We start from the raw sequence: 24,917 nt of genomic DNA on the forward strand, positions 1-24,917 counted from the left end.
TTCAGACCGAGAGTTTGGCGAGGTCGGCCACCTGATTCATGGCCCCGTGCAGCTTGGCCAGCAGCCCCAGGCGATTGGCCCGCAGGACCGGGTCGTCCGCATTCACCATCACCTCGTCGAAGAAGGCATCCACCGGCCCGCGCAGCGCCGCCAGGGCCGTCAGGGATTCCGTGTAGTCGCCGGTGACGAAGGCGGCATCGGCCAGGGGCACCACGTCCACCAGCGCATCGTGCAGGGCGATTTCGGCGGCTTCCTCGAGGAGCGCGTTATCCACCACCGGCTCGACAGGGTTTTCCACCTTCTTCAGGATATTGCCGACCCGCTTGTTGGCGGCGGCCAGGGCGGTGGCTTCCGGCAGGGCCAGGAAGGCGCGCACGGCAGCCAGGCGCTTGGGAATGTCGCCCAGGCGTTGCGGCCGTTGCGAGACCACGGCATCGACTTCCTGGGCCGTATAGCCCTGCTCCCTGAGATTGCCGGCCAGACGTTCGTAGATGAAATCGGCAAGCTGGGCGGTGGCGGGCTGGAATCCCTCCACGGCCGAGAATTTTTCAGCCACGGCGGCCAGCATGGCTTCCAGGGGCAGGTCCAGATTGCCTTCGGCAAGCATGCGGATCACGCCCAGGGCGTGGCGGCGCAGGGCGAAGGGGTCCTTGTCGCCGGTGGGCATCTGGCCGATGCCGAACATGCCCACCAGGGTTTCGAGCTTGTCGGCCAGGGCCACGAGGGTGCCGACCAAGCTGCGCGGCAGGCTGTCGCCGGCGAAGCGGGGCTTGTAGTGATCCTCGATGGCGTCGGCCACCTCGGCATCGAGGCCGTCATGCAAGGCGTAGTAACGGCCCATGACGCCCTGCAGCTCGGGGAATTCACCCACCATGTCGGTCAGCAGGTCGGCCTTGGCAAGCAGCGCGGCCTGCTCGGCCTTGTGCGCCAGTTCCCCGCCGCCCAGGCTATCGGCGATCAGGCGGGCGATGGCGGCCACGCGCTGCACCCGTTCGCCCTGGGTGCCCAGCTTGTTGTGATAGACCACCTTGGCAAGGCCGGGGATGCGCGATTCCAGGGATTTCTTGCGGTCCTGATCGAAGAAGAACTTGGCATCGGCCAGGCGCGGGCGCACCACCCGCTCGTTGCCGCCGATCACCGCGGCCGGGTCGGCCGGACGGATGTTGCTGACGATCAGGAATTTGTTGGTGAGCTTGCCGGCATTTTCCACACTGTCATCGAGCAGGGGAAAATACTTCTGGTTGGCCTTCATGGTCAGGATCAGGCATTCCTGCGGCACCGCCAGGTATTCCGCCTCGAACTGGCCGATCAGCACGTTGGGGCGCTCCACCAGGGCGGTGACTTCGTCAAGCAGGGCCTCGTCCTCGACCGGCTTGCCGCCGGCGGCTGCGGCTGCGGCGGCGAGCTGGCGCATGATCTCGGCCCGGCGCTCGGCAAAAGAGGCGATCACGGCCCCCTGGCGCTGCAGGGTTGCGGCGTAGGCATCGGCATCGGGGATCACGACCGGATCGGCGGCGGCTTCGAAACGGTGACCGCGGGTCGTGTTGCCCGCCTCGAGGCCCAACACCGACACCGGCACCACCTCGCTGCCATGCAATGCCACGAGCCCGTGCGCCGGGCGGACGAAATGGACGCTGCGCCAGCCATCGGCGAGCTGGTAGCTCATGACCTTGGGGATGGGCAGGGCCGCCAGCGCCGCTTCGAGCGCCTTTTGCAGCCCGGCGGCAAGGCTCACCCCCCTGGCCAGGCTGTCATAAAAGAGCGTCTCGCCCTTGCCGTCGCTTTCCCGGCGTAGGGCGGGGACGATGCGGGTATCAGCGCCCAGGGCGGCCAACTTCTTCAGGAGCGCCGGAGTGGGGTTGCCGTCGGCATCGAGCCCCACCGCCACCGGCATCAGCTTTTGCACCACGGGCCTGTCCGGGGCCACGGCCAGCACCTCGGTGACATGGGCCGCCAGGCGGCGCGGCGAGGCAAAGGCGGTGACCGTGGCGCTTTCGGGCGCGAGTCCTTCTTTTTTGAGGGCGGCGGCCAAGGCGCTGGCAAAGGCCTCGCCCATCTGCTTCAGGGCCTTGGGCGGCAGTTCTTCAACAAACAGTTCGACGAGCAGGTTCTTGGCAGTCATTTCAGGCGGCTTTCCTTGCATTTTGTTCTTCGAGCCTGGCCAGCACTTCATTGGCCCAGGCGCGCGGGGCCATGGGGAAGCCGAGACGGGCGCGGGAATCGAGGTAAGCCTGGGCGACGCTGCGCGCCAGGTTGCGGATGCGGCCGATGTAGGCGGCGCGCTCGGTGACGGAAATGGCACCGCGGGCATCGAGCAGGTTGAAGGTGTGGGCGGCTTTCAGCACCTGCTCATAGGCGGGCAGCGCCAGTTGGGCCTGCATCAGGTGCTGCGCCTCTTTCTCGTGGGCGCCGAAGGCGGCAAAGAGGAAATCGACATCGGAATGCTCGAAGTTGTAGGCCGACTGCTCCACCTCGTTCTGGTGATAGACGTCGCCGTAGGTGAGCCCCTCGGTCCAGCTCAGGTCATAGACGTTCTCCACGCCCTGCAGGTACATGGCCAGGCGCTCCAGGCCGTAGGTGATCTCGCCGGTGATGGGCTTGCAGTCGATGCCGCCGACCTGCTGGAAGTAGGTGAATTGCGTCACTTCCATGCCGTTCATCCAGACTTCCCAGCCCAGGCCCCAGGCGCCCAGGCTGGGGTTTTCCCAGTCGTCCTCGACGAAGCGCACGTCGTTGTGCTGCAGGTCGAAGCCCAGGGCCGCGAGGGAGCCCAGATAGAGTTCGAGGATGTCGTCCGGCGCCGGCTTCAATACCACCTGATACTGATAGTAGTGCTGCATGCGGTTCGGGTTTTCGCCATAGCGGCCATCCTTGGGCCGGCGCGAGGGCTGGACGTAGGCGGCCTTCCAGGGCTCGGGACCGATGGCGCGCAAAAAGGTGGCGGTGTGGCTCGTGCCGGCCCCCACTTCCATGTCGTAGGGCTGCAAGAGGGCGCAGCCCTTGGCGCTCCAGTACTGCTGCAGGCGCAGGATGATTTCCTGGAAGGTGGGCTTGTTCGCAGAAGGGTGGCTGGCGGTCATGGGACGCACTCGGAAAGACGGAAAGCCCTGGATTTTACTTGCTTTTGCGCCGGGCAGGGATACCCGGCAGGGCAGGCCACACGGCAAGCAAGGCCAGCAGCAGCGCGCCCCAGTCTCCCAGGCGGGCGTAGGGGGTCTGTCCGCCATGACCCTGGACCTGGATTTCCAGAACCCCGGTGCGGAAGGCTTCGAGGCGGCCCAGCACCCGCCCGTCCGGCCCCACCACGGCGGTCATGCCGGTATTGGTGGCGCGCAGCATCGGCCGCCCGGTTTCCAGGGCGCGCAGGCGGGCGATCTGCAGGTGCTGGGGCTGGGCCAGGGAATGGCCGAACCAGGCGGTATTGGACATATTCACCAGCAGGGTGGCGGCGGGCACGGCGGGCAGCAGTTCGCGGCCAAACAGGTCTTCGTAGCAGATGTTGACGGCCACCTGCTGCCCGGCGATGGCCAGGGGCGGCTGCGGCACCGGCCCGGCGCTGAAGCTGGACATGGGAATGTGGGCGAGCTGCAGGAACCAGGCAAAGCCAGGGGGAATGAATTCCCCGAAGGGCACCAGGTGCGACTTGGAATACTGCTGACTGGGGGAAGTGCCAAGACTCACCGCACTGTTCCAGTAAGTCTCACCCTCCCCGGTGGGGACTCCCAGGAGCAGATCCCCCTGCTGGCGCTGGGCCAGGGCCTTGAGTTCCATCAGGTAATCGCGGGGCAGGTGGCCGAGCAAGGCCGGCAAGGCCGTTTCCGGCAGGATGGTGAGCCGGGCCGGGTGGCGGGCGACCAGGTCCCGGTACAGCGCCAGGGTGGCGGCAAAACGCTCGGGCTGCCACTTCAGATCCTGGGCGATGTTGCCTTGCACCAGGGCGACGCTGACCGGCTCGCCCCGGGCCTCGGTCCAGTGGACCTGCTGCAGCCCCAAGCCCCCGGCCAGCAAGAGCCCGATGCCGAGCCAGCCCCAGGGGCGCCACAGCAGCCAGGCGCCGGCCAGGGCCGAGAGCAGGGACAGGCCATACACTCCGATCAGGGGCGCGTAGCCCGCCAGGGGGCTGGGCGGCACCTGGGCATAACCCAGCGCCAACCAGGGAAAGCCGGTAAAGAGCCAGCCCCTGAAAAGCTCGGTCAGGGCCCAGAGCCCGGCAAAGAGCAGGGCCTGATGTCCTGCCGAGGATGGGAAAAAGCGCCGGAACACCCCTCCGAGCAAAGCCGGAAACAGGGCCAGATAGACACAGAACAGCAAGGTCGCCAGGGCCGCCAGGGGCATGGACATGCCCCCGAAGCTGGAGAGGCTGACATAGACCCAGGAAACCCCGGCCAGGAACAGGCCGAACCCGAAGGCCCCGCCGCGCCAGGCCGCCTGGCGCCAGTCGGCGGCGAGGGAGAGCAGGCGGAACAAGAGGGCCAGCAGCAAGGGCAGGAGCCAGAACTGTTCAAAGGGAGCAAAGGCGAATACCCCGGCTGCTCCGGCCAGGAAGGCGGGCAACAGGGCGATACGCCCTTGCTGCAGCCGGGCGGCAAGCAAAAACAGTCTCAAGCCTTTTCCCGTTGCAAGTCGTTCTTCCCGGCCTCCGCCGCACGAAAGGGCTCGGCCACCAGGGTGTAGAGGCGGCGGCTGTCGGCGCGCAGCACATGAAAACGCACGCCGTCGATTTCCACCTGCTCGTTGCGCTTGGGGACCCGGCCCAGGTGACGCAGGATCAGGCCGCCCACGGTATCGAATTCGTCATCGGAAAAATGGGTGCCGAAGGCCGCGTTGAAATCCTCGATCCCGGTCTGGGCCTTGACCAGGTAGCGGCCGGCGGCATCCAGGCGGATGTTGTCGTGCGCCTCGTCGGAGTCATATTCGTGCTCGATGTCGCCGACGATCTGTTCGAGCACATCCTCGATGGTCACCAGGCCCGCCACGCCGCCGTACTCATCGACCACGATGGCCATGTGGTTGCGGGAGAGGCGGAACTCCCGCAGCAGCACGTTGAGGCGCTTGGATTCGGGAATGAACACGGCCGGCCGCAGCCAGTCGCGCAGCTTGAAATCCTGTTTCAGGCTCGCCCGCAGCAGGTCCTTGGCGAGCAGGATGCCCAGCACGTTGTCCCGATCCCCATCCACCACGGGAAAGCGGGAGTGGGTGGCCTCGATCACCACGGGAATGATTCTGGCGAGGGGGTCATTGATGTCGATGACATTCATCTGGGTCCGGGGCACCAGCATGTCGGCGACACGGGTTTCGGAGGCCGACAGGGCACCCTCGATGATGGTGAGGGCATCGGCATCCATGAGCTTGCGCTCGTAGGCGGAGTGCAGCAGCTGCAGGAGTTGCTCCCGGTCCTCGGGCTGCCTCAGGAGCCGGGAAGAAAGGCGTTCTAGAAAACTCGGTCGGGGCGAATGGGGACTGTCCATGGTGAGGGCGTCTATTTCCGGGGCGTTTGGGGGCAAAGGTCGTCGTCAACAAGCCGAGGGCGAGGGCTTTTCGGCCACGCCCTCGCCTTACGGCGATCAGCGCGCCAAAACGGCATGGGGGTCGGCATGGAGGTCGGCATCGAGGTCGGCATGGGGGTCGGCATAGGGGTCCGCATGTCCAAGACCGGCGAGAATTTCCCGCTCGCGCTGCTCCATGGCCGCGGCGCTTTCGTCCTCCTCGTGGTCCCAGCCTTGCAGGTGCAGCATGCCATGCACCACGAGATGGGCATAGTGGGCTTCCAGGGACTTGCCCTGCACGGTGGCCTCCCGGGCCACCACGGCCGGGCAGATCACCAGGTCGCCGCACACCCGGGGCTTGGTCTCGTAGGGAAAGGAAAGGACGTTGGTGGCGTAGTCCTTGCCCCGGTAATCGCGGTTCAGTTCCTGGCCTTCCCCGGGTTCCACCAGGCGGATGGTCACCTCGCCGCCGCCTTCCAGGGCCGCCCGGGCCCACAGGCGAAACCGGGATCGGGAGGGTAGGCCCGCCTTGTTGCAGGCGTATTGCACAGCCAGGTCGAGACGGCGGCCGGGAGTCTGCATGTCAGTGGGGACTTTGCTGGTTTTCATAGGCGGCGACGATGCGCGCCACCAGGGGATGGCGCACCACGTCCTCTTTCAGGAAGCGGGTGATGGCAATGCCGCGCACGTCCTCCAGCACCTCCACGGCATCCCTGAGACCGCTCTTGTGGCCCTTGGGCAGATCGACCTGGGAAGGATCGCCGGTGACCACGGCCTTGGCGCCGATGCCGATACGGGTGAGGAACATCTTCATCTGTTCCGGCGTGGTGTTCTGGGCTTCATCCAGAATGATGAAGGCGTGATTCAGGGTACGGCCACGCATGAAGGCCAGGGGCGCGATTTCCAGGGCGCCCTTTTCATAGAGCTTGGTCACCCGGTCAAAGCCCATCAGGTCGTAGAGGGCGTCGTAGAGGGGGCGCAGGTAGGGATCGACCTTCTGGGCCAGGTCGCCCGGCAAAAAGCCCAGGCGCTCGCCGGCTTCCACCGCCGGACGGGTGAGCACGATGCGCTCCACCAGATCCCGCTCGAAAGCATCCACGGCACTGGCCACCGCCAGATAGGTCTTGCCAGTGCCGGCAGGGCCGATGCCAAAGGTGATGTCGTGTTCCTGAATATGCTTCAGGTATTCCACCTGACGCGGCGTGCGGCCATGCAGTTCGGCCTTGCGGGTCACGAGCTGAGGGCCGTCCACCGGTCCATTTGGCGACGAAATCCGGCGAAGCGGTGCATTGCGGATTTCGATCAGCCCGAGTTGAATGTCGTCCACCGACAAGGCTTCCTGGGCCCGGCCATAAAAGTGCTCCAGCACCTGCGCGGCCTGAGCCGAGGCTTCGCCACGAATGGTGAAGCGCTCGCCACGGCGGGCGATGGTGACATCGAGGGCCGACTCCACCTGACGCAGGTTTTCGTCCAGGGGCCCGCAAAGATTGGCCAGGCGGACGTTATCCAGCGGCGAGAGCATGAGTTCCAGGGGTTTGCCCCTTGCCAGGGTAGCGGTCTTACTCTTCACGGATCACCACTTCGCCCCGCAGGGTATGGGACCACACGTCGGTGATCTTCACTTCGACGAAGTGATGGATCTGCCGGGGATTGCCGACGAAATTGACGATGCGGTTGTTGTCGGTACGCCCGGCCAGTTCCCCGGGATTCTTCCTGGACACGCCCTCCACCAGCACGCGCTGCACGCTGCCCACCATGGCCCGGGAAAGGCTCTGGGCATGTTCCTCGATGCGCTTTTGCAGGCGGGTGAGCCGGGCCGACTTGACATCGGCCGGCGTGTCATCGGCCATCTCCGCCGCCGGCGTACCGGGGCGAGGGCTAAAGAGGAAGGAGAAAGAGGTATCGAAACCGACCTCATCGATCAGCTTCATGGTCTTTTCAAAATCGGCCTCGGTCTCGCCAGGGAAGCCGACGATGAAGTCGGAGGAAATGGCGAGGTCGGGCCGGGCGGCGCGCAACTTGCGGATCACCGACTTGTATTCGAGCGTGGTATAGCCCCGTTTCATCGCCGCCAGCACCCGGTCGGAACCGGCCTGAACGGGCAGATGCAGGTGCGAGACCAGTTTCGGTACCCGGGCATAGACATCGATCAGACGCTGGGTCATCTCGCGGGGATGCGAGGTGGTGTAGCGGATGCGCTCGATCCCCGGCACCTCGGCGAGGTATTCGATCAGCATCGCCAGGTCGGCGGTTTCGCTGCCCGCGCCGATCACCCCCTGGTAGGCATTGACGTTCTGCCCGAGCAGGGTGATTTCCTTGACGCCGGAATCGGCCAGCCCGGCCACTTCCGCCAGCACATCCTCGAACGGCCGGGAGATTTCTCCGCCCCGGGTGTAGGGAATGATGCAGAAAGTGCAAAACTTGGAGCAGCCCTCCATGGCGGAAACGAAGGCAGTGGCGCCCTTCACCTCGGCGGGCGGCATGGCATCGAATTTTTCGATTTCAGGGAAGGAAATATCCACCGCCGGCTTGCCCATGGACTGCCGTTCGGCAATCAACTGAGGCAGGCGGTGCAGGGTCTGGGGACCAAACACCAGATCCACATAAGGGGCCCGGGCCACAATCGCATGGCCCTCCTGGCTGGCGACGCAACCACCCACCCCGATCAGCAGATCGGGATTGCGCTGTTTCAGATGCTTGATCCGCCCCAGGTCGTGGAAAACTTTTTCCTGGGCTTTTTCGCGCACGGAACAGGTGTTGAACAGGATGATGTCCGCCTCTTCAGGATTGTCGGTTTTGACGACGGCCTCATGGGCGGCGAGCACGTCGGCCATCTTGTCCGAATCGTACTCGTTCATCTGGCACCCGAAGGTGCGGATGAACAGTTTTTTGGGCATAGGGGAAACGATCAGGGGTTCTGTCAGGGGTTGAAAGCAGCCACTTCGGCCGGGCTCATGACCCAGATCCGCCACACTGTTCCCACGGGGTCAAGCTGGTAGCGGATCGGGACGTCGTTGCCAATCATGGAAGGAAAAACGATGAGATTCATTTCATCACGAATCTGCAGGCCGGGGGAAGCGGGAAGGATTTTGTCATTGATGCGCACATTGCCCATCATGTCCGGCGCCCCGGCCAGGAGTCCGGTCTCCGTACCCTCCGGAAAATGGCGCTCCAACGCAGCATGAACCGGCGCCACCGGCGCCGAAGGCGCCTCGATGGCGTTCGTTATGATGCTGCTGACGATGGCAGAAGCAATGGAGGACAAAGGCATGGTCGCGATTATAGCGCAATGATTTTCAATGTTGACCTGATTCTTCCACCCCCCTATAATCCGCCGCCTTGCCGGTGATGTAGCTCAGACGGTTAGAGCGGTGGATTCATAACCCACAGGTCGGCAGTTCGATCCTGCCCATCACCACCAAAAAATCGCTGTATACGCTCAAAGCCCCGCCAGTCGGGGCTTTGTCGTTTCCGAGGCCCGAAAACCCGGGAAGCCGGGGGTCCAAAGAAGGGGTCCATCCCGTCGGGGTGAACCATGCATTTGCCGTCCCACCTGCGCCTCTCCCGGTGCGGGGTCTATCAGTTCCGCCTCGTGCTGCCGGAGGCCTTGGCCCGCGCGCTGGGGCAAAAGGAGTTCCGGCGCAGCCTCGGCACCAAGCGGCCGGAGGGGGCCAAGTTGTTGGCTTACGGGTTGTCGGCGAGAATGCTGCCCTTGATCCGCACAATGAGCCGCGCCATGGCCTTCGACCCGAACAGCATCAACCCGGAAACCGCCCGCAAGCTGATCTTCGACAACCTCGTCATCGACGCCGGGGGCTTGAAGGCGAGCCGGGTTCAGACTTCCGACGACCCGGCGGTCGCCCGCATGGAGCTGTTGCTCTTGAAACAAATGGCGCGCGAGGCTGCGGGGCTGTCGGACGGGCCGTCGGCGGAGGGGGAAGCCTACGAGCAGGCCCTGCGCGAGCAGCGGGAGTTTATGGAGGCGACGGCCAAGCCGGCGGCGCCCGACCGCCCGAAGACGATCAAGGACGCCATCGCGGGCTTCCTGCGCTTCAAGAAGGCGTCGGCGCCGGCGACGCTGGGCCTCTACAAGCGGCGCTTGAATGTGTTCGCCCAGTTGGCCGGGGGCGAGGGGCGGCAGCTGCACCACATCACCGAGGCGGACTGCGCGGAGATCGTCGAGGCCCTGAACGTTTTGCCGACGCACCGGGCGGAGGTGGGGACGGCGACGAGCCTGCTGGCGGACCCTCCCGAAGGGCGCACGCTGAGCGTGGGAACCATCAATGATCACGTAACCCTTTTTAAGGCCTTTTTTGGCTGGTCCATCCGGTCCAAGCACTATCTGGGTTCAAACCCTTTCGCGGACCCCGCCAAGCCTACGAAAACGGCCGAGGAAGGGGGCGCGGAAGCCTTCACCCAATCCGAGCTGGAAAGAATCTTCGATCCGGCCCTTTTCGCGGACATGAAGCGCCCCTATCACTTCTGGGGGCCTCTGCTTGGACTCTACACCGGCGCGCGCTCCAACGAGCTGGCCCAGCTCCGGCTCTGCGACCTCGTCGAGGAGGGCGGGGTGAAGTGCCTGAGCATCGAGCACGACCCCGACGACGAGTCGCCGACGCGCACCAAGAACAAGGCCTCGCGGCGGTTGCTGCCGATCCACGCGCAGCTCTGGGAGATCGGGCTGCAAGCCTATCTGGACGACTTGAAGGCCATCGGGGCCGACCGGCTGTTTCCGACCCTGCCGCTGGACGTCCACGGCAAGCGGGAGAAGTATTTCTCGCGGGACTTCAACGAGCTGCACCTGAAAAACCTTGGCATCTGGCAGAAGCGGCGCAAGGTCTTCCATTCGTTCAGGGACACGGCGACGGAGGCGATGGCGGAGGCCGAGGTCGACACGTTCCTCATCGAGCAATGGATCGGCCACGCCCACGAGACGGTGATGCGCACCCACTACCGGAAGACCGTCGGCCCGGAGAAGCTCTCCGCCAAATGCTGGCCGGCGTTCACATTCCCGTTCCTGAGGCTCGACGAGATTCGCTACGAGAAGGGGAAATGGAACGAGTGGATGCTGCGTAATTTGAAGCCATGAGAGGCTAGCGGCTCTCAGCGGAAAAGCGTCGTAAGCATTCGATTACGGCGGCGTGCCCGGTCTCCGTCGCCCAAGCAATCGCGTCCGAGACCGCGTAATCGGAGGGGGGGCTTAGGGCAAGAAGCCACTCCACGAATGGAAGGTCGCCGGCGCTCGCGGCCATGCGCAGCGGAAGCCAATGCCCCACGGCCGGATCTCCGCCTAATTCGATCAAGCGCCTGACCACGGCCATTCGTCCGTTGCGAGGCAGCCCGTGTCCGGAGCGGCCTGCCGCCAGATAGAGTGCTTGGCCTTCAAGGGAAAGTTTTTTGTATTCCGTGAGGTGCGAGCCCCTCCACCAGCACACGAATCGACCAACGGCCCACCAGTAGAAGAAAATCGCCCGGCATTTTTGTCGCGCCCAGTCCATGCTGTCCCCTTCGTGTTATTTTTGTTTTTTTGCCAACACCCGGAATCGACCATGTTCGAAATTTTTAGACGATGGCTTAGGAAATCAGAAGTGATGGCTGAGTGCAAGCAGGCCGCAGGCTGCCTCAACAGGGATGAAAACGACAGCGTATTCCAAAATAGCGTTTGTGATTGCATGGAGCGGCACGGATACAAACACGATGGCATCGGCTACCGAACGGATGAAAAATCCTATTCATCCTGACCCGGCGGCTCCGAGCGCAAGCATCGAATCGGGAAACTGCGATTTCGGGGCGCCAGTTTTGTTTCCCGGAAATGCAAAAGCCCGCCTCGTCGGTTTGGGGAGCATTTCTCTGTTTTCTGAGAGCCCGCCTCGGCAGCGCTGAACAAGTTATGCCCTGCGCGGAGTCTGCCTTTGCTTTTTTGGGGGAGCCTTCTCCCCCTATGTTTTTAGGGGTTCGGCCCCGTCGGGGCCTCACCCCTTATGGCGAAGCCGGAAAAGCTTATCCTAGGGAAAACTGAGCAGTTTTCCCTAAGCTTTTCTGGCTGGATTTGGCATCCGCCGGGCCCGAGCATCAACCAAATTGCGGGGCTTTGAAGCGCAGGGTTTTGGCACCCCCACAGGACAGTCTTCGTATAGCTTTGTCGCGGCTTTCCTGTGTTCCCCTCCTAGCCGCTTCGCCTCACCGGTGAACTGGTTCGACTTATAAAACGAACGATCAATGCTTGCCTCGTTTGAGTGTCTAACCAGCCGGACCGTGCGTGCCGTTTGAGCTGTTGAGACCTAGACCATCTTGTTTTATCAAGTCAGCCGAGAAAGTCAACACTAGAAAAGCAAACGCCGAATCTCGCGATTCGGCGTCTCTGACCGGCCTGGTGAAAATTGTCTAGATCGTCAGCCAAACGGTGCGGCCAGTTGTTAGTAAAACATTGACGTTCACCTGCAGTCAAGCCCTTTTCAAGCGCAACCTGAACTTTTTCAAAGCCCCAATCGGACGGTCGGCCGGCTATTTCGAGCCGAAAATCTCTTCAACGCTGCCGGGTGTGAACTCGGCGTTCTCGGGCTTGGCTTGTCCTTTGGGGACGATCCGAAGGTTTCCGGCGACGTGCAGCCCGGAGACGAGCTTGCCTTGAAGCGGGATCACGTGCTCGACGTCCTGCGGAACGCCCGTCGCCTTCTCGATCTCCCGGGCCTTGCGGTAGACGAGGCTGAGCGCCCGAGGGTCCGCCCAGTCGGGGCGGCGCTGGTTTTGCAGATTGGCGGCGATGACCTCGGGTGCCAGGCCGGCACACTTTGGGCACAGACCCTTGGGGCCGACGAAGCAAACCTCGTGCGGCCACTTCCCATTCCCCCAACGTGCATTAGGGTCGCCGTTCCTCATTTTCTCCCGCTCAGCAAGGCCTTCGGCGCTGCCCCGATAGGCCTTCAAACATTTTTTGCAAGGCCTGTATTTGACTGTGAGGTCATCGAATTCTTCGAACGTCAGGTGGGCGAGATGCTTGCCGAACTGGACTTCATGCTGCTTTCGTTCGAGATATTCTTGATGGGTAAAGGGTTTTTTTGCCATGGTCAGTCTTGGTCGCCAAACATCGAATCAACCTACAACTGACACGCACGGAAATCAAATTATGGACTATGAATGATAGTTGTTCTGTCAGTGGTGATAGCTGATCTATCAAAAGACGGCTTGTTTTTGACAGTTCAAACCTCTATTGCTGAAATTTGCCTATCAAAAATCGTATGAAAAATGATCGGAGGCGTTCGCCATGGCTCACGAAATCGAAGGCCGCCGAGGCTATTTTCTTGTCGTCAACGAGGACGGCTTCGAGTCTGACTTCCTGACCCCAGGGAACGCCGACAAGGAGGCCAACTGGATGAGCTGCGATGCCCGGCACAAACGACATGAACTGCGTGTCGCCTGGTGCTTCTGGGATGAGCAGGGCATCGGCCTGAAAGCCCTGCCGGTGTATCACGACGTTGGTAGCGTCAGCTTTGAAGATGTGGTGTTGGTGCCATCTAGACCAAATGGCCCTAAGGGGCGAGCGGCCAAGGGCGTCTGGCAACAGTGCGAGGAGTATATGCTCCGCATGAATTGCCGACCCGGTGCGGGTGCTGGCGCGAGGAAGCCGCAGCTCTGATCTCGCCCGTCCACTGAAACCTTGCAAGAGGCTCGGCAGCGTGGCAACTTGGTCGAAGGAGGTTCGCCATGTTTGAAATCGAAGGCCGCCTAGGTTTTTTTCAGGTCGTCGACGAGAGGGGCTGCGTGTTGGCGCTTTTTAGCCCGCCGGACGACGACATGGAGTCCAATAGGCTCCGGCAGACTGTGAAACCCGAAGCACGCCTCATCTGGTGCTTCTTGGACGAGCAAGACGTCAACGCCAGTTCGGAATCGAAAAATCCGTTCGTGGGGCGCGCCGTCGGAGCCATCGTTGTCGAGGAGCAGGAGATGGAGCCTGGGCAGCCAGACAGCAAGGTCTTAGTCGCCAAGGGCGTCTGGCAACAGTGCGAGGAGTATCTGCTCCGCATGAATTGCCGCCATGGCGCGGAGGCTGTCGCGAGGAAGCCGCAGCTCTGATCTCGCCGTCCGTCGGGCAAACCCCCAGAAAGTAGGATTCCCGCCAGCGGTGAGGCGAAAATGAATTCAACCTTTTGGAGACGAATTCATGAGCCAAGCCGCTGAAACCCCGATGCAGCTAACGACGTCGACGGACGTCAACGTCGCGATCAACCAAGCCTTGAAGAGTGGCAACCTCGCGGAGACCCTCCGCTTTCTGCTTGCCGTGGGCACTTCGCCGGAGAGGTTGAAACAGGCTTTTGGGAGCATCTCTCACGACGCGTCGATCCTATGCGCCGTCGAGATCGCCGACGGCAAGAAGTTCCTGAATGAATATGAGAGGCTCGATCCGGAGCAACGAGCCGAAATGGATGCCGAGACGCGTGCTTGGATCGCGGCCGGCAAGTTCAAGGCCCGGCACAAGGATGAAGAGCCAGCGGAGGGCAATGAGCACGCAGCGAAGCTCGGCTCTGCACTTGCCGGCGCCCACACCTTCGAGGAGAAGGTCCACGCATTCGACCAGCACTTCGCTGGCGGCGGCGCCATCTGGGAAACTGCGGAGGCCATGGGCCTGTCCCGCGAGCAGGCCGAGAAGGTCAAGGGCCGCGAGAAGGAGCTGTCCGATGAGTGGGACCGCAAGCACCAAGGCGAGCGCGAGAAGGTCGCCGAAGAGTTGCAGCGCAAGGGCATCGCCAAGAGCAAGGAAGAGGCCGACCGCATGGCCAAGGAGCGCGAAGACGCCATGCGCACGAAGGACAATTTCCTGCGCATGGAACGCGAAGGCATGTTCAACGGAGCCGACCCGGAGCGGCTGGCTGCCAACCGGAAGGCCATCGAAGACCGAGCCAACAAATACGACAGGGACATGACGGCCGCCATCGCAACGGCTCCCGCACCGTGGGCCGTCAAGGCGGAAGTAGAGGAGCTCTCAAAGGCTGCGGCCTCTGGCACGTTGACCCATGCCCAAGAGCTGGCCATGAAGGCCGCCGAGGCGACTCACACGAAAGGCGGGCTGGACAGGCTCAAAGACGACAAGGAGCTCGAAAAGTTCGCCATCAAGGCCACGATTAAGACGGACGGCAGCGCTCTGGGCAAAGAGCTGGGAGCCGCAGCGGCTGCGACCGGTGCCATCTCCGAGAAGAGGATCGGGGAAGCGAAATTCGACGAGCAGGCCGGGGCGAAGGCCAAGCTGGACGCGACATTGGCCGACGAGTTTGCGTCGCTTGGCGAGCCTGCCAAGGTGGCATCCGTCGACATCAAAGGCAAGCTCGCCACCATGAGAAACGCCGAGGCTCCCGCCCCGGCGTCGAAAGGCCCCGCGTTGGCTTGATCAGTTCTCGGAGACGGTCAGCCCCTTGAACATCGGAACGAAGGCCGCCTTTGCCAGCTTCTCGTATTTTGCCGGGTCGGCGTCGAAGGCGGCGACGTTCTTTTCCTTGATTGCCGACATGATCGCGTAGCCCTTGGTTTGCCCCGGATAGGAGACGGCTTGCACGATGACGAAAACTTTGCTGTCCGTCCTTGTCCGCTCGAAAATCGGGTGTCCTGACGCCTTGTAGGTGGCCACGGTCGCGCCGGGGATGCTCACCTTCGGCCCGTCGAACTTGACGGCACGGTCGACGGTGAAGCCGACGGTTTGGAGCATCTGGTCGGCAATGTGTTCGGCAGTAAGCGGCGTGTCGCCCGGCTTGTTCTCGGAGACGCTGTCGACCATGAGCTGGTCGATGGCGATGGCGGTGTCGCTGGCGTTGGCGAGGAACATGGCCTCGCCGCCGGTGAGGCGCCCGCCCTTGAAGACCTTCACGCCCTTGTTCTTGGCGAAGTCGTAGGGGCCGTCCATGTCGAGGGTCAGCACCGCACGCAGGCCGCCCTTGCCGGTGTCGACGATGGCCGGCTCGGCGGCCATGGCGGAGAGGGCCACGAGGGCCAGGGCTGCGGCGGAAACGAGCTTGCGGACGATGTTCATGGTGGCGCCTTTCATGCTGTGGTGTTAGACCACTTTAACACGAAATGCCATTAAAAATCAACGTGTTGTCGCGTTTATTTCGATATTTTTGCTCTGTCCTGCTTCGCCTTAGCCCTAGTGCCAAGGCATGTGCAGGAAAATGGCGTTGGATTGGGTCAGGTGATTGAATGGTGCCGACTTCCCATCCTCAAAGTGCGACTGAACAGCTCCGGCAAGGAAGTCGCAAAATGACAGCCCGTCTTCAAGGGCCTTGGAGCGAGGAACAAGATGGAGCTCTGTCTTGGTCCGAAGGTTGAACCACAGGTTCTGCCGGATGAAATTGTCGATCAGGCTCTGACCGTTTCCATAGTTCAATTCGTCAGGGCAGAGAGATGCCTGCCTCAATTCCCGAATTGCCGGCGCGACAAGGGAAGAGGCCATCCATGAGTAGATCAAATGATGGTGTCCGTGGATTTGTGGGGGCACCCGTTGCTTCTCGATCACTGACACCAGTAGCTTGACATTCGCCTGCTTCTTACGCAGATCAGCAGCCCTTTTGGCGAAATCCAACTTGGCAGCGTCTCCAAGATGAATCCACTTCTTCTCATGTTTGGACGTCCATCCGTGGGCTTGCCGGAAATCGCGCACCATCTGCCCAAATTTCCGGTGTTCGTTGTTGTGCCCCAGAGCCGCCGCAATGGTAAAAAAGCGGCTTGATCCGCCTTGGCGATACGGGGCCGAGAAGTCCCACCCAAGATCGCCGCTTTCATCCATCAGAACCAAGCCATTGCTCATATTCGTGCCTTAGAATGACAAATGGCCCCTGTCGGGGCCATTTGAGAAATGCTTGGTTGTGCCAGAGTTCCGCGCGTTTGCACCGCGCTTAGGATACTTGCAGTTTCCTGCAACCGTCCGGTTTAGCTCGTGGACTCATCAACCACGGGCTAATGTTATCCCCTTCACGAAGAAAAATCAAACAACCCAGTCAATCCCTCGTGAACTTCTTCGAGAACTCGCTCTCCGTCGCGTTCATGAGGTCTTTGTTGTGTGCTTGGATGGCGGCCACTTCCTGCGGGCTTGCTCCCGCAGGAATCAGCCACATGCCGGGCTTCAAGTTCTGCTGCGAGCCGACGGCGGCCCGTCGGCCGACTTCGGCCAAGGGCAAGGCCGGCTCGATGCCCCCGACTGCCTGGGAAGTGGGCATCTGAATGACGCCATGGTCGACGGGAAGCTTAACGAAGCCGTGGCCAACTTGGTTGCGCGACATTCGTTCGAGCTGCGCATATCCGGCCCGCCACTTGGCTCCGCTTCCCGGGACGGTCCGCTGTCGCTTGGCAGGCTTGTAGGCCACCCTGACTGCCGTCCCTACGGGGGCGCGCGGTGCTCGTGGTTGATGTGGCGCAATCCTCGCCGTGCCGGTCCTTGGCATGGGCGGAGATGGCGCCGCCCATGGTGTCATTGAGGCGGTTGGCTGAGCTGGCTCTGTCGGCGGCGCGGTCATCGCCGTCAGCTTGGCCAGCTTGTCGAAATCCTGCTCCATCCGGCCAGTTTCCATGGAGGCTTTCATCGCCTTGACCACCACGGCCATCAGGTTGGAGTTGGTCTTGCCGCTCGGGCTTTTCCAGAGCTGTCGCAGCAGGTCGTCCAAGCTCTTGCCGTCGACGGTCACGCCATCGAAGCAGACCGCCGTCTCGGGGCTGCGCATCTTGCCGGCAATGGCGAAAAACGCCTCGTCGCTGAGAGCTCCGGTGGAGACTCCATCAATGGCCCGCAACAGTTCGGTGGCGCGCTGCCGCTCCATCCAGTCGCCAAGACCGTCGGCGCGCACGGCGGCCGGGCCTTGCCCGCTGCCGTTGTAGGCCTTCTGGTCAAGCTTGCCGCCGGAGTTGAGCCACGTCTTCTCGATTTCGTTGCACACCTTCAAGAAGCGGCGGACGGCGATGAGCTTCCACGGTTGCCCGTTGGCCTCCCGTTCCAGTTTGTTGAGAACGGCGGCCGACAGGTGCGAGAAACGGTTGCCGTTGGCGTCGGCATGGTTGAGCATCGCCAGTTGATCCGGACTCCTGAATTGCCCAATGTCCGCGATCAAATCATCGGCGGGAATGTCGCCGCCCATGAAGCGGTAGAGAGAAGCATAGAGCCTCTTGGCGGCCACCTCTTCCGGCATGATGAAGATCGGGTGCATGATGGGGCTTTTGAATGCCGGTGGCTTCGGCGGTGGAGTGGGCTCCGGCTTTTTGTTTTTGGCCAGCACCGCCGCCTCCTCGGCGGAGAGGAAAATGCTGTCGTAATAGTCCGGGAAGGCTTTGCGCTGGTCTTCCGCTTTGACGGTTTCGGCCTCCAAGCGGTGCGCGTTTGCTTTGGCCTCGCACGCCTTTGCCTGGGCCTCGTATTCCTCGGCGAGCTGTTCGGCTTCGACGGCCTTATGACCGGCCTTCCGCGCCTCATTGCGGTCAGCCTTGTCGTTCTCTCCGGTGCGCTCTTGATGGTGCCAAGCATCGCTCCCGAGGTGGATTTGGCCGAGCTTGTTTTCGCCTCTGTCCTCATATGAGCGCATGTCGATTCGCTCGGAGAATCCGGCGGCTTCCAACTCGGCGTTGCAGGCGTCCTGCCAATGTTTGCGGATGGCCCGCAAGGCCTTGGACGCGGTGCCCTTGACGTCGAGCTCGCGCGTCTTCGCGCCGAGCTCCCCGTCCTTGTATCGGCGGCTGGTGAAAAGGAAGTGGACATGGTTGTTTCCGGCGTCCCGGTGGATCGCGGCGTCGACCGCGACGCCGTGCGCCCTGGCCATGAACTCGGCCACGCGATAGCAGATGCGTTGCTGGGCGTCCGCGTCCAGTTCGTTGGGCAAGGCGCCGATCATGGAGCGGGCGACGGTGCTGTTGTGTTGCCGCTCGGCTTGCTCGGCCTTGGTCCAGAGTTCCTGCCGCTCGATGCCGGGCTGGCCATCCGGCACGACGACGGGGAGGAGGATCGGCGGAGACCCCTCGGCCAAGCGGCGGAAGTCGTAGACGGCGCCGGTGCTCTCGTCGACCATCTTGGCTCGCGCCGCGTAGGCCGACGACGCGACGGCGTTCCCCTGCTTTCCGTTGGCACGGACGGCGCGGTTGACGCTCTCTGTTCTCGCGTAGCCGATGGCCATTTCGGGGATTTTCCGGGGTTGGTCCGCTAGCCCCTCAGGGGCGTCAGCGGAAGGGGTGGGGTAGGTTTCGGTTTTGGGTTTCAGCCCCGTCAGGGGCGCAGCGCCGATTTATCGGCGCTACCTTGCGCCTGCATTGAGTCTGGCGAAGCCAAGGACATACGCATATGTTCTCGCGAGCGAAGCGAGCCCGCAAGGCCGTTGGTCTGCAAGAGGTCTGCGAAGGCTTTTTGTCCGCTGCGGCGAAGCCTGCAAAGCGGAAATAAGATTTGATGTGTTACTGACGATCAATCAATCGTCAGGGTTTTGAATTTTCCGCCGCCGGGCAGGGCACCCGGCGGCGGAGTCGATTGGGAGATTTTTCAACCGCTGACGCCGTGGGCAGGGCACCCACGGCGTCAGCGGTTAGGTTGGCAAAAAAAGATGCCGGAGGCTCTCGCCTCCGGCATCTTTTTGGATTTCAAACCGGTGCGTCTTCGGCGCCCTATGCAGGCGGTGGCTCGTCAGCTCCATTAGATTTTTCTGACGCTGGCCAAAGCGCCTCGCACGCCTTCAAAAGCTCTTCGGATTTGCGCGGCGGCAACGAGGCAAGATGCTTCAAAAACGAGTTTCGTCCGCTCGCTTTGGCTTTCAAAAAGCCCAGCGCCCACCCGCCAGCCTCATCGCGAAGCGCGGCCATGATGCGCTTCTGCTCCACGGCCCGATACGCTTCGGCTTCACGCTTGGCCTGCAACGATTTCTTACGCAATTCGGCAGCGGCTTCCTCAAATTCGCGCGCCTCCTTTTCCAGTCGCTCGACCTTCGATAGCCGTTCTTTCCGCGCCTTCTGCGCGAGAACTTCGTCCACATTCGGTTGCTGATCAGGCTCCATCATTTTCCCCTCGCGTCAAATGCAAAGGAGCCATCTAACCTTGTGGGAAGGCCAACCGCCAGTTGGCGGGCCGCCGCCCGTCGGCGGCGGCCAAAACCGACCACCCAGGTCAACACCGAAACCTACGGCATACGCGCCGAGACAGAACCTACAACCCAAGTCAAAACCGACCACCCACCCCACCCTTCCGCCGACGCCCCTGAGGGCTGGCGGTGTGGTCAGCGCAACACCGACCACCCAGGTCAAAACCGACACCCACGGCATGCGAGCCGAGGCAGAACCGACCACCCACCCCACCCCTTCCGCCGACGCCCCTGAGGGGCTGGCGGTCTTTCGAAAGGAGAGGGAGCGGCGGCGTCCTGCGGACGCGACGGCCGCCGATGTGCTGACGAGCGGTGATGTCGTTTCATGGTTTCGCCGTCTAGGGTTGGTCATGGCAAAAAACCTAAAAGTCATTTTGACGGACCCGGCCGGCAAACGTGTCGACCAACGCCTCTCCGGGCCGCAGGAAGAGGGAGGACTCCCGGTCGACCTCTACGAGCTCGTGCTGGCTGACGGCAGTCTCGTGGAGATGGTGCTGCCGTGTCGCCAACACGAGCTCATGGTCAACTGGTCGTCAAGCGAAGCGACCCCGGCCGAGAAGATTCGGCGCCGCTTGGTCCGGCAGTCCATGAATGCCAGAGATTTCGAGCAAAACCTCCTGGCGATGGATGCGACAGCCGGCGCGAATCCGGCCCAACTGTTCATCATCCGATACGCCCAGCCCGGCTCCGATCCGGAAACACGAGGGCCGTTCCCAGTCGAGCCGGGCAAGCCATGGAAGCTGACCTTTGAGCATTCGAAAAGAACGGCGGCCGTCATCGTGATCGGTTCGGGCGGGGTTTGCGTCAAGTCGGATATTTTCGGCCCGGCGGGTATTTTTCTTGAATATGAATACCCCGGTCGCCTGCCCGTCGAGGTCGCTCCCACGCTGTCGCCCTCCGAGATGAATTTGGTCAACGCCGACGATGTCGAAGCCTTTCGAAGCGTCGTCCTGGCGCGCTTGGACGCCCAAGGCCTCTCGGCTGGCGATCTGCGATTCGGTGGGCGCTTGGGCGGGTTCTTTCGCTCGGCCCCCCTCGGGCTGTCGTCTGCAATGGCGATGGCCGATGCCGCCAACTGTTGGCGGGAGGTGGTTTCGTTCGAGTGCGAGCGGCGACGCCTGTGCGTCGATGGAGCGGAGCGCAAGGCGCTCGTGAACGGAAAGAGCGTGAAGATGCCGCCGGCGACCGTGTGGCAGAATGGTTTTGGCTGTTGGCCGTCGAGCCGCATTCCCGAGATCGTCGAATCGACGTGCCCGCCGGTGTTCAGGCTTGCGATCAAGCAAGGTCAGGCCGAGAAGGCCCGCGAGTCCTTGATGAAGTTCGGGGCGATGGACGCCATCTCAGGGCTGAACATCGGCGACCGGGTTCGGGAAACGTTGAGCCGGGTCGAAGAGGAAGCGATCTCCGAGGCCATGGCGAAGGGGGCAAGCCCGGCGCGAACGGCCCTCTGAGGCTAGATGCTGCTCGACCGCGCAGGTGGAGGCAGAGGCGACGGTGGGACGGTAGCCTCGTGCCTCGTGAACGCCTTGACAACCGCAATTGGATTTGAAAAATGCGAGTTGAAAAATCGAATGTTTTCCTCTCCTCCCGACGCACGGGAAGAGAACCTCGACAAGTCCTGTGGGATAATAAGGCATTGAAGGAGAAAGAAATGACCAGCGTGCATGATGTCGCCGATTACATCATCGTCAAACTCGACGAAGCCAAGGACGGCCTGAACATCCTGAAACTGCAAAAACTTGCCTATTACACGCAAGCGTGGCGTCTCGCCCTAAAAAATGAGCGGTTATTCGATGGCCGCTTCCAAGCTTGGGTCCACGGCCCGGTCAGTCGTCAGCTTTACGACCGCTTCTCCACGACGCACATGATGTATGACCTTCTTGGTCCTAGCGACATCCGCTCGACCTTCAACCTCGAAGCAATGCCCAAAGACGTTCGCGAGCACATTGATGAGGTGCTCGAAGCCTACGCCCGCTTCTCTGGCCCTCAATTGGAAGATATGACCCACGACGAGGCCCCTTGGATTCAAGCCCGAGGCGACCGCAAGCCCTCCGAACGCTGCGAGACTGAGATCGACGAGGCTTTGATGGGCTCGTTTTACAGGAAGTTGCTCGAAGAAGCCGATGCATGAGTATCGGGTCCGTCGCAGCTAGACAGGCTGCAAAGCATGAGCCTGATCCGCAGGCTGAAAAAGTCCGCACGATAACGAAAACCAAGCCACCCCGGAATCAACGCTGGTCGTTCTCGTTTCGTTATTTCTCTGAAATAAAGAATTTCGGCCTTGACTCGGGTCAGGTTGATAAAAAATGGACTTTGTCGGTCATCTACCGACTACAAGAACTCTCTAAGCTAACGATTTCCGAGGTTACCGAAAACCGCGACATCGTCGAGGGATCAATGCGCATCCACAATATCAATTGGAGTGCGAAGAGTGTCCCGATAAAACGATCTGACCTAAATTGGATCGATAAGGATTACCTGAATAACGAAGAAGAATTCCCGATCATGCAAATAGCCGTCTCGCGAGCGGAGGGAAGGCTGGTCGGCTTCTTCGACGAACAAAACGCTTTTCAGATTGTCCTGCTAGACCCGCTTCACAATGCCCAGCCATCGAAATACAACGGCTACAAAGTCAGACTGTGCAAGCCTCTCGGTTGCGAATTGAGCACCGTCATGCATGAAGCAAAAAAGGCTGTGGAGAAGATCGCGAACCGCGAATGCAATTGCTCTGCTGACTTGGAAGGGGCGTTAGATTGGACGAACCGCAAATTCGGTTCCGCATTGGTTATACCGTCATCCGATGACGGCATAGTGAAGGAGGCGGATGCCCTGATTGAAATGGAACTCGCGGAAGGATACGAACAAATTGTTCGCGCTGGCATTGAAGTGCTGCTCAATCCCCCGGCTCCTCCTGCTGGTGGGGCCGAAAGTGAGGAGCCGCGCTAGAATGAACGGAAATTAGCCTCGTGCCATGGTGGCAGGGGGTCCAAAATGGTGGTCCATTTTTTTGGACAGGCAAAAAGGGCAGAGGCCTTGTGTGGAGCGGCTTTCAGGGAATTGGGCGAAGAGTCTGCCCATCACCACCAAGTAAAATCAGTCAGGCCACTCTCCGGGGTGGCCTTTTTGCGTGTGCGCCCGGCCGGGCGCACTCACTTGCAGGATATGCCGCCCCGCCTGACGGGTTGCGGCTGACGTTTTCTTCCTTCAGTTTCGCAGCCCCACCACGGGCCGGCCCCTCTGGGCCAGGTCTCCCGGCAAGACCGGATACGCGGAGCAAAAATGTCCAAACACAAAAAACAACAGCATGTCATTACTCACCCACTTTGGCTGTGTGGTGACACCCACGGATGTTTCGATCATGTGGTCGAGCACTTTTTGAATGCTCGACGTGACGGAGTCACGCCACACCTTGTCTTTCTCGGCGACATGGAATGCGCCCAGGCGTTTGATCTGGAACTTCAGGAAATCCGGGAGATTACCGATGTCTGGTTCATCCACGGCAATCACGATACCGATACAAGCCAAGCCTGGAATGCCTTGGCTTCAAGTGCCTGGGCTGACAAGAACCTTCACGGTTATGTGAAAGAAATCAGTGGCAGGTCGGTGGCCGGCCTGGGAGGGGTTTTCCGTTCATCGATCTGGGCACCACCCGCGCCCCCTGTATTTGCTTTTTACCAAGCCTTTCGTCGAGACTTGCTGACGCGCAGGCCACCCAAAGATTGGGGCTTGAAGGAAACGAAGAAAGAGCGACAGCATTTCAGCACCATTTTCCCGGATGTCTACTCCCGACTCATGACCTGCCGCGCCCAGGTGCTGGTGACGCATGAAGCGCCCTCCTGCCACGCCTACGGCTGGCAGGCCATCGATAACCTGGCGGTAAGCCTGGGGGTGTCCTATGTTTTGCACGGCCACCTGCATGAAACCCGGATCTATCCGCGACAGGGAACATGTCAAGTAGTGGGGGTCGGGTATCGCGGCATCGTCTCACTGGAAACCGATGACAGCATTTCGGTGATCCGGGCGGGCGACTATGATGCTACCGGCGGATTGAACGAGCAGGAGGTGGAAAGCGAATAGCGCCATGGGGGTCTGCCCCCTTTTCTCGCGGGGACGGCGAGGCATGGTCAGTCGGCGAGCGGAACCGAGCGGTCATAGAGCGTCTCGGGAGCGATGTCGATATCGCCCGGCCAGCACACGGTATCGAAAGCGACGAAAGCCTGCCTGAATTTCACCGGGTCCTTCAAGCGGGTAAATACACCGCGATCCAGATAGGGCTTTGCATCGAATAAGCGGTGAGTGCCGTCATCGAACCACAGCTCCAGGCTGAAATCGTCTTTGGGGACAACGCGAATAACCGACTCCATGCTCCCTCCTTAGCGCAATGGATCAACCGGGAACAGCGACTGGCCGTTAATCGCCAGTTCCCAATCCGCCATCAGGTCTTCGCGACGGATTTCGATTCATGCCTGTACCAGCCTCGCCTTGGATGGCGGAATCTCACCACTCAACAGCGCTCCGTCGAGAATCGAAAAGGATGAATCCTATCCTTGGTATTTCGCATGTATGTGCGGCAGGCTATGCCGCTCATCGTCATAAAAGTAAAGGCTGATGATGATGCCGTAGAACATGCTGATGGCAGGCATAGCGAGTGCTCCGCGCATTAGATGGATGCATTGTAGCCAATTTTATTGACCCTGCCCCCTTTGACCCTGCCCCCCTTGACCCTGCCCCGGATGGCACCATCATTGGTGCCATCGATAACCCGCCGCAGATTGATGGTGTTTGGCATGAAACTCATCCTGTTCGTTGTGGTGACTGGCTGCGCCCTGATCTATGGCGGGTTGGCGGGCGCCTGGCTGGGGTGGGGCACCTTGCTGTCCGCGCTGGCCGTGGGGGCGGTACTGGGCCTGGTCGAAACCTGCTGCAAGCCCAAGCGCCGGTAATCATTCCCCCCTCTGGCTCTCCTCGATTTCATCCAGGGCGGCCTGGAACACCCCCCGGGGGTAATCCCAGGCGTGGGCATGCCCCAGGCGGATCAGAGCACTGACGGTTCGGGAAAGCCCTGCTGCGCCACGGCCCGGCCCACTTTCACAAGACGTTCCCGCATCCCGAAAAAATCCGCATTCACCTCACGGCACTTGCTCTCCAGATAGCGCAGCTGACTGGGCGTCAGCCCGCCCATCTCATCAGCATAAAGGGGGCTGCCCTCTTTTATTGCTTGCGGGTCAGCCGCGCCACATTGGCGGGCGTCGGCTCCGGCGAGGTCGGCATCGTGGCCGCATCGAGCACTACCCCGGAAAGGCCTGGCCTGATAGATTGCAACCTTTGCCACTGAAGCCGA

The 24,917-nt window shown here is 61.5% G+C and carries 27 protein-coding genes and 1 tRNA gene; 11 read left to right on the top strand and 17 right to left on the bottom strand.

What is annotated here, in order from left to right:
* Position 1 precedes the first annotated feature (1 nt).
* From glyS to WBH99_RS13190, 8 genes are all read right to left on the bottom strand, one after another.
* Positions 2-2,122: a glycine--tRNA ligase subunit beta gene (glyS, locus tag WBH99_RS13155; protein ID WP_424220548.1), complete on the bottom strand. Its 2,121-nt coding sequence runs from the start codon at positions 2,120-2,122 to the stop codon at positions 2-4.
* Between the two features lies 1 nt (position 2,123).
* Positions 2,124-3,080, bottom strand: a complete 957-nt coding sequence (gene glyQ / locus WBH99_RS13160; protein WP_424220549.1) for a glycine--tRNA ligase subunit alpha — start codon at positions 3,078-3,080, stop codon at positions 2,124-2,126.
* Positions 3,081-3,114: 34 nt separating this feature from the next.
* Positions 3,115-4,605: an apolipoprotein N-acyltransferase gene (gene lnt, locus WBH99_RS13165; protein WP_424220550.1), complete on the bottom strand. Its 1,491-nt coding sequence runs from the start codon at positions 4,603-4,605 to the stop codon at positions 3,115-3,117.
* Positions 4,602-5,468 (bottom strand): HlyC/CorC family transporter, encoded by an 867-nt coding sequence (locus tag WBH99_RS13170; RefSeq protein WP_424220551.1) that lies wholly within the window; start codon positions 5,466-5,468, stop codon positions 4,602-4,604. The genes lnt and WBH99_RS13170 overlap by 4 nt, the downstream gene beginning before the upstream one ends.
* Positions 5,469-5,564: 96 nt before the next feature.
* On the bottom strand, positions 5,565-6,068 hold the full coding sequence (ybeY, locus tag WBH99_RS13175) for an rRNA maturation RNase YbeY (protein ID WP_424220552.1): 504 nt from the start codon (positions 6,066-6,068) through the stop codon (positions 5,565-5,567).
* A 1-nt stretch (position 6,069) separates the two neighbouring features.
* Entirely contained in the window at positions 6,070-7,008 is a 939-nt protein-coding gene (locus WBH99_RS13180) for a PhoH family protein (RefSeq protein ID WP_424220596.1), read from the bottom strand.
* A 37-nt stretch (positions 7,009-7,045) separates the two neighbouring features.
* Positions 7,046-8,383: a tRNA (N6-isopentenyl adenosine(37)-C2)-methylthiotransferase MiaB gene (gene miaB / locus WBH99_RS13185; RefSeq protein ID WP_424220553.1), complete on the bottom strand. Its 1,338-nt coding sequence runs from the start codon at positions 8,381-8,383 to the stop codon at positions 7,046-7,048.
* A 23-nt stretch (positions 8,384-8,406) separates the two neighbouring features.
* The gene (locus WBH99_RS13190; RefSeq protein ID WP_424220554.1) at positions 8,407-8,757 is read right to left on the bottom strand and encodes a hypothetical protein; all 351 of its coding nucleotides are present in this window, start codon (positions 8,755-8,757) and stop codon (positions 8,407-8,409) included.
* Between the two features lie 73 nt (positions 8,758-8,830).
* Between WBH99_RS13190 and WBH99_RS13195 the strand changes: the two genes are divergently transcribed.
* The 3 genes from WBH99_RS13195 to WBH99_RS13205 all read left to right on the top strand — a co-directional run bounded on the left by WBH99_RS13195 (position 8,831) and on the right by WBH99_RS13205 (position 11,227).
* A tRNA-Met gene (locus WBH99_RS13195) sits at positions 8,831-8,907 on the top strand.
* Positions 8,908-9,021: 114 nt separating this feature from the next.
* Positions 9,022-10,575 carry a DUF6538 domain-containing protein gene (locus WBH99_RS13200; RefSeq protein WP_424220555.1) on the top strand — a complete coding sequence of 518 codons (1,554 nt, stop codon included), beginning with the start codon at positions 9,022-9,024 and terminating at the stop codon, positions 10,573-10,575.
* Between the two features lie 253 nt (positions 10,576-10,828).
* The gene (locus WBH99_RS13205) at positions 10,829-11,227 is read left to right on the top strand and encodes a hypothetical protein (protein WP_424220556.1); all 399 of its coding nucleotides are present in this window, start codon (positions 10,829-10,831) and stop codon (positions 11,225-11,227) included.
* Between the two features lie 763 nt (positions 11,228-11,990).
* On the opposite strand, the gene WBH99_RS13210 is transcribed toward WBH99_RS13205, so the two are convergent.
* Positions 11,991-12,551 carry a hypothetical protein gene (locus WBH99_RS13210; RefSeq protein ID WP_424220557.1) on the bottom strand — a complete coding sequence of 187 codons (561 nt, stop codon included), beginning with the start codon at positions 12,549-12,551 and terminating at the stop codon, positions 11,991-11,993.
* A 199-nt stretch (positions 12,552-12,750) separates the two neighbouring features.
* Between WBH99_RS13210 and WBH99_RS13215 the strand changes: the two genes are divergently transcribed.
* From WBH99_RS13215 to WBH99_RS13225, 3 genes are all read left to right on the top strand, one after another.
* Positions 12,751-13,122, top strand: a complete 372-nt coding sequence (locus WBH99_RS13215; RefSeq protein ID WP_424220558.1) for a hypothetical protein — start codon at positions 12,751-12,753, stop codon at positions 13,120-13,122.
* Positions 13,123-13,190: 68 nt separating this feature from the next.
* Entirely contained in the window at positions 13,191-13,559 is a 369-nt protein-coding gene (locus WBH99_RS13220) for a hypothetical protein (protein ID WP_424220559.1), read from the top strand.
* A gap of 88 nt (positions 13,560-13,647) precedes the next feature.
* On the top strand, positions 13,648-14,868 hold the full coding sequence (locus tag WBH99_RS13225; RefSeq protein ID WP_424220560.1) for a hypothetical protein: 1,221 nt from the start codon (positions 13,648-13,650) through the stop codon (positions 14,866-14,868).
* Here WBH99_RS13225 and WBH99_RS13230 read toward each other — a convergent pair whose 3' ends face one another.
* The 4 genes from WBH99_RS13230 to WBH99_RS13245 all read right to left on the bottom strand — a co-directional run bounded on the left by WBH99_RS13230 (position 14,869) and on the right by WBH99_RS13245 (position 19,496).
* Complete coding sequence (locus tag WBH99_RS13230) at positions 14,869-15,504, bottom strand: hypothetical protein (RefSeq protein WP_424220561.1); 636 nt, start codon at positions 15,502-15,504, stop codon at positions 14,869-14,871.
* A 114-nt stretch (positions 15,505-15,618) separates the two neighbouring features.
* Complete coding sequence (locus WBH99_RS13235) at positions 15,619-16,278, bottom strand: DUF3800 domain-containing protein (protein WP_424220562.1); 660 nt, start codon at positions 16,276-16,278, stop codon at positions 15,619-15,621.
* Between the two features lie 190 nt (positions 16,279-16,468).
* Positions 16,469-18,625, bottom strand: a complete 2,157-nt coding sequence (locus WBH99_RS13240; protein ID WP_424220563.1) for a MobA/MobL family protein — start codon at positions 18,623-18,625, stop codon at positions 16,469-16,471.
* 481 nt (positions 18,626-19,106) lie between these two features.
* A complete protein-coding gene (locus WBH99_RS13245) occupies positions 19,107-19,496 on the bottom strand; it encodes a hypothetical protein (protein ID WP_424220564.1) in 390 nt (129 codons plus the stop codon).
* Between the two features lie 211 nt (positions 19,497-19,707).
* On the opposite strand from WBH99_RS13245, the gene WBH99_RS13250 reads away from it, so the two are divergent.
* The 4 genes from WBH99_RS13250 (at position 19,708) to WBH99_RS13265 (ending at position 23,653) form a co-directional block, all read left to right on the top strand.
* On the top strand, positions 19,708-21,027 hold the full coding sequence (locus WBH99_RS13250) for a hypothetical protein (RefSeq protein WP_424220565.1): 1,320 nt from the start codon (positions 19,708-19,710) through the stop codon (positions 21,025-21,027).
* A 101-nt stretch (positions 21,028-21,128) separates the two neighbouring features.
* Positions 21,129-21,707: a Panacea domain-containing protein gene (locus WBH99_RS13255; RefSeq protein ID WP_424220566.1), complete on the top strand. Its 579-nt coding sequence runs from the start codon at positions 21,129-21,131 to the stop codon at positions 21,705-21,707.
* Positions 21,704-22,522, top strand: a complete 819-nt coding sequence (locus WBH99_RS13260; RefSeq protein ID WP_424220567.1) for a hypothetical protein — start codon at positions 21,704-21,706, stop codon at positions 22,520-22,522. The genes WBH99_RS13255 and WBH99_RS13260 overlap by 4 nt, the downstream gene beginning before the upstream one ends.
* 333 nt (positions 22,523-22,855) lie before the next feature.
* The gene (locus WBH99_RS13265) at positions 22,856-23,653 is read left to right on the top strand and encodes a metallophosphoesterase family protein (RefSeq protein ID WP_424220568.1); all 798 of its coding nucleotides are present in this window, start codon (positions 22,856-22,858) and stop codon (positions 23,651-23,653) included.
* Positions 23,654-23,700: 47 nt separating this feature from the next.
* Here the strand turns inward: WBH99_RS13265 and WBH99_RS13270 are convergent, their stop codons facing one another.
* The 3 genes from WBH99_RS13270 to WBH99_RS13280 form a co-directional block, all read right to left on the bottom strand.
* Entirely contained in the window at positions 23,701-23,940 is a 240-nt protein-coding gene (locus tag WBH99_RS13270; protein ID WP_424220569.1) for a DUF2442 domain-containing protein, read from the bottom strand.
* A gap of 177 nt (positions 23,941-24,117) precedes the next feature.
* Positions 24,118-24,237, bottom strand: coding sequence for a DUF4160 domain-containing protein (locus tag WBH99_RS13275; protein WP_424220570.1), 120 nt, complete (start codon positions 24,235-24,237; stop codon positions 24,118-24,120).
* Positions 24,237-24,365 carry a hypothetical protein gene (locus WBH99_RS13280; protein ID WP_424220571.1) on the bottom strand — a complete coding sequence of 43 codons (129 nt, stop codon included), beginning with the start codon at positions 24,363-24,365 and terminating at the stop codon, positions 24,237-24,239. Before WBH99_RS13280 ends, WBH99_RS13275 begins: the two co-directional genes overlap by 1 nt.
* Between WBH99_RS13280 and WBH99_RS13285 the strand changes: the two genes are divergently transcribed.
* Positions 24,364-24,519, top strand: a complete 156-nt coding sequence (locus tag WBH99_RS13285; protein ID WP_424220572.1) for a hypothetical protein — start codon at positions 24,364-24,366, stop codon at positions 24,517-24,519. The genes WBH99_RS13280 and WBH99_RS13285 overlap by 2 nt on opposite strands.
* Before the next feature lie 92 nt (positions 24,520-24,611).
* Here WBH99_RS13285 and WBH99_RS13290 read toward each other — a convergent pair whose 3' ends face one another.
* Positions 24,612-24,908: a hypothetical protein gene (locus WBH99_RS13290; protein ID WP_424220573.1), complete on the bottom strand. Its 297-nt coding sequence runs from the start codon at positions 24,906-24,908 to the stop codon at positions 24,612-24,614.
* Positions 24,909-24,917 lie beyond the last annotated feature (9 nt).

It is taken from the genome of Azovibrio sp., from assembly GCF_049658005.1.
Classification (GTDB): domain Bacteria; phylum Pseudomonadota; class Gammaproteobacteria; order Burkholderiales; family Rhodocyclaceae; genus Azovibrio.

Coding starts and splice junctions, on each gene's coding strand:
- glyS (WP_424220548.1), bottom strand. CDS start 2,122: ATGACTGCCAAGAACCTGCTCGTCGAACTGTTTGTTGAAGAACTGCCG.
- glyQ (WP_424220549.1), bottom strand. CDS start 3,080: ATGACCGCCAGCCACCCTTCTGCGAACAAGCCCACCTTCCAGGAAATC.
- WBH99_RS13170 (WP_424220551.1), bottom strand. CDS start 5,468: ATGGACAGTCCCCATTCGCCCCGACCGAGTTTTCTAGAACGCCTTTCT.
- ybeY (WP_424220552.1), bottom strand. CDS start 6,068: ATGCAGACTCCCGGCCGCCGTCTCGACCTGGCTGTGCAATACGCCTGC.
- WBH99_RS13180 (WP_424220596.1), bottom strand. CDS start 7,008: ATGCTCTCGCCGCTGGATAACGTCCGCCTGGCCAATCTTTGCGGGCCC.
- miaB (WP_424220553.1), bottom strand. CDS start 8,383: ATGCCCAAAAAACTGTTCATCCGCACCTTCGGGTGCCAGATGAACGAG.
- WBH99_RS13190 (WP_424220554.1), bottom strand. CDS start 8,757: ATGCCTTTGTCCTCCATTGCTTCTGCCATCGTCAGCAGCATCATAACG.
- WBH99_RS13200 (WP_424220555.1), top strand. CDS start 9,022: ATGCATTTGCCGTCCCACCTGCGCCTCTCCCGGTGCGGGGTCTATCAG.
- WBH99_RS13210 (WP_424220557.1), bottom strand. CDS start 12,551: ATGGCAAAAAAACCCTTTACCCATCAAGAATATCTCGAACGAAAGCAG.
- WBH99_RS13215 (WP_424220558.1), top strand. CDS start 12,751: ATGGCTCACGAAATCGAAGGCCGCCGAGGCTATTTTCTTGTCGTCAAC.
- WBH99_RS13220 (WP_424220559.1), top strand. CDS start 13,191: ATGTTTGAAATCGAAGGCCGCCTAGGTTTTTTTCAGGTCGTCGACGAG.
- WBH99_RS13225 (WP_424220560.1), top strand. CDS start 13,648: ATGAGCCAAGCCGCTGAAACCCCGATGCAGCTAACGACGTCGACGGAC.
- WBH99_RS13230 (WP_424220561.1), bottom strand. CDS start 15,504: ATGAACATCGTCCGCAAGCTCGTTTCCGCCGCAGCCCTGGCCCTCGTG.
- WBH99_RS13235 (WP_424220562.1), bottom strand. CDS start 16,278: ATGAGCAATGGCTTGGTTCTGATGGATGAAAGCGGCGATCTTGGGTGG.
- WBH99_RS13240 (WP_424220563.1), bottom strand. CDS start 18,625: ATGGCCATCGGCTACGCGAGAACAGAGAGCGTCAACCGCGCCGTCCGT.
- WBH99_RS13245 (WP_424220564.1), bottom strand. CDS start 19,496: ATGATGGAGCCTGATCAGCAACCGAATGTGGACGAAGTTCTCGCGCAG.
- WBH99_RS13255 (WP_424220566.1), top strand. CDS start 21,129: ATGCGAGTTGAAAAATCGAATGTTTTCCTCTCCTCCCGACGCACGGGA.
- WBH99_RS13260 (WP_424220567.1), top strand. CDS start 21,704: ATGAGTATCGGGTCCGTCGCAGCTAGACAGGCTGCAAAGCATGAGCCT.
- WBH99_RS13265 (WP_424220568.1), top strand. CDS start 22,856: ATGTCCAAACACAAAAAACAACAGCATGTCATTACTCACCCACTTTGG.
- WBH99_RS13270 (WP_424220569.1), bottom strand. CDS start 23,940: ATGGAGTCGGTTATTCGCGTTGTCCCCAAAGACGATTTCAGCCTGGAG.
- WBH99_RS13275 (WP_424220570.1), bottom strand. CDS start 24,237: ATGCGCGGAGCACTCGCTATGCCTGCCATCAGCATGTTCTACGGCATC.
- WBH99_RS13285 (WP_424220572.1), top strand. CDS start 24,364: ATGAAACTCATCCTGTTCGTTGTGGTGACTGGCTGCGCCCTGATCTAT.
- WBH99_RS13280 (WP_424220571.1), bottom strand. CDS start 24,365: ATGCCAAACACCATCAATCTGCGGCGGGTTATCGATGGCACCAATGAT.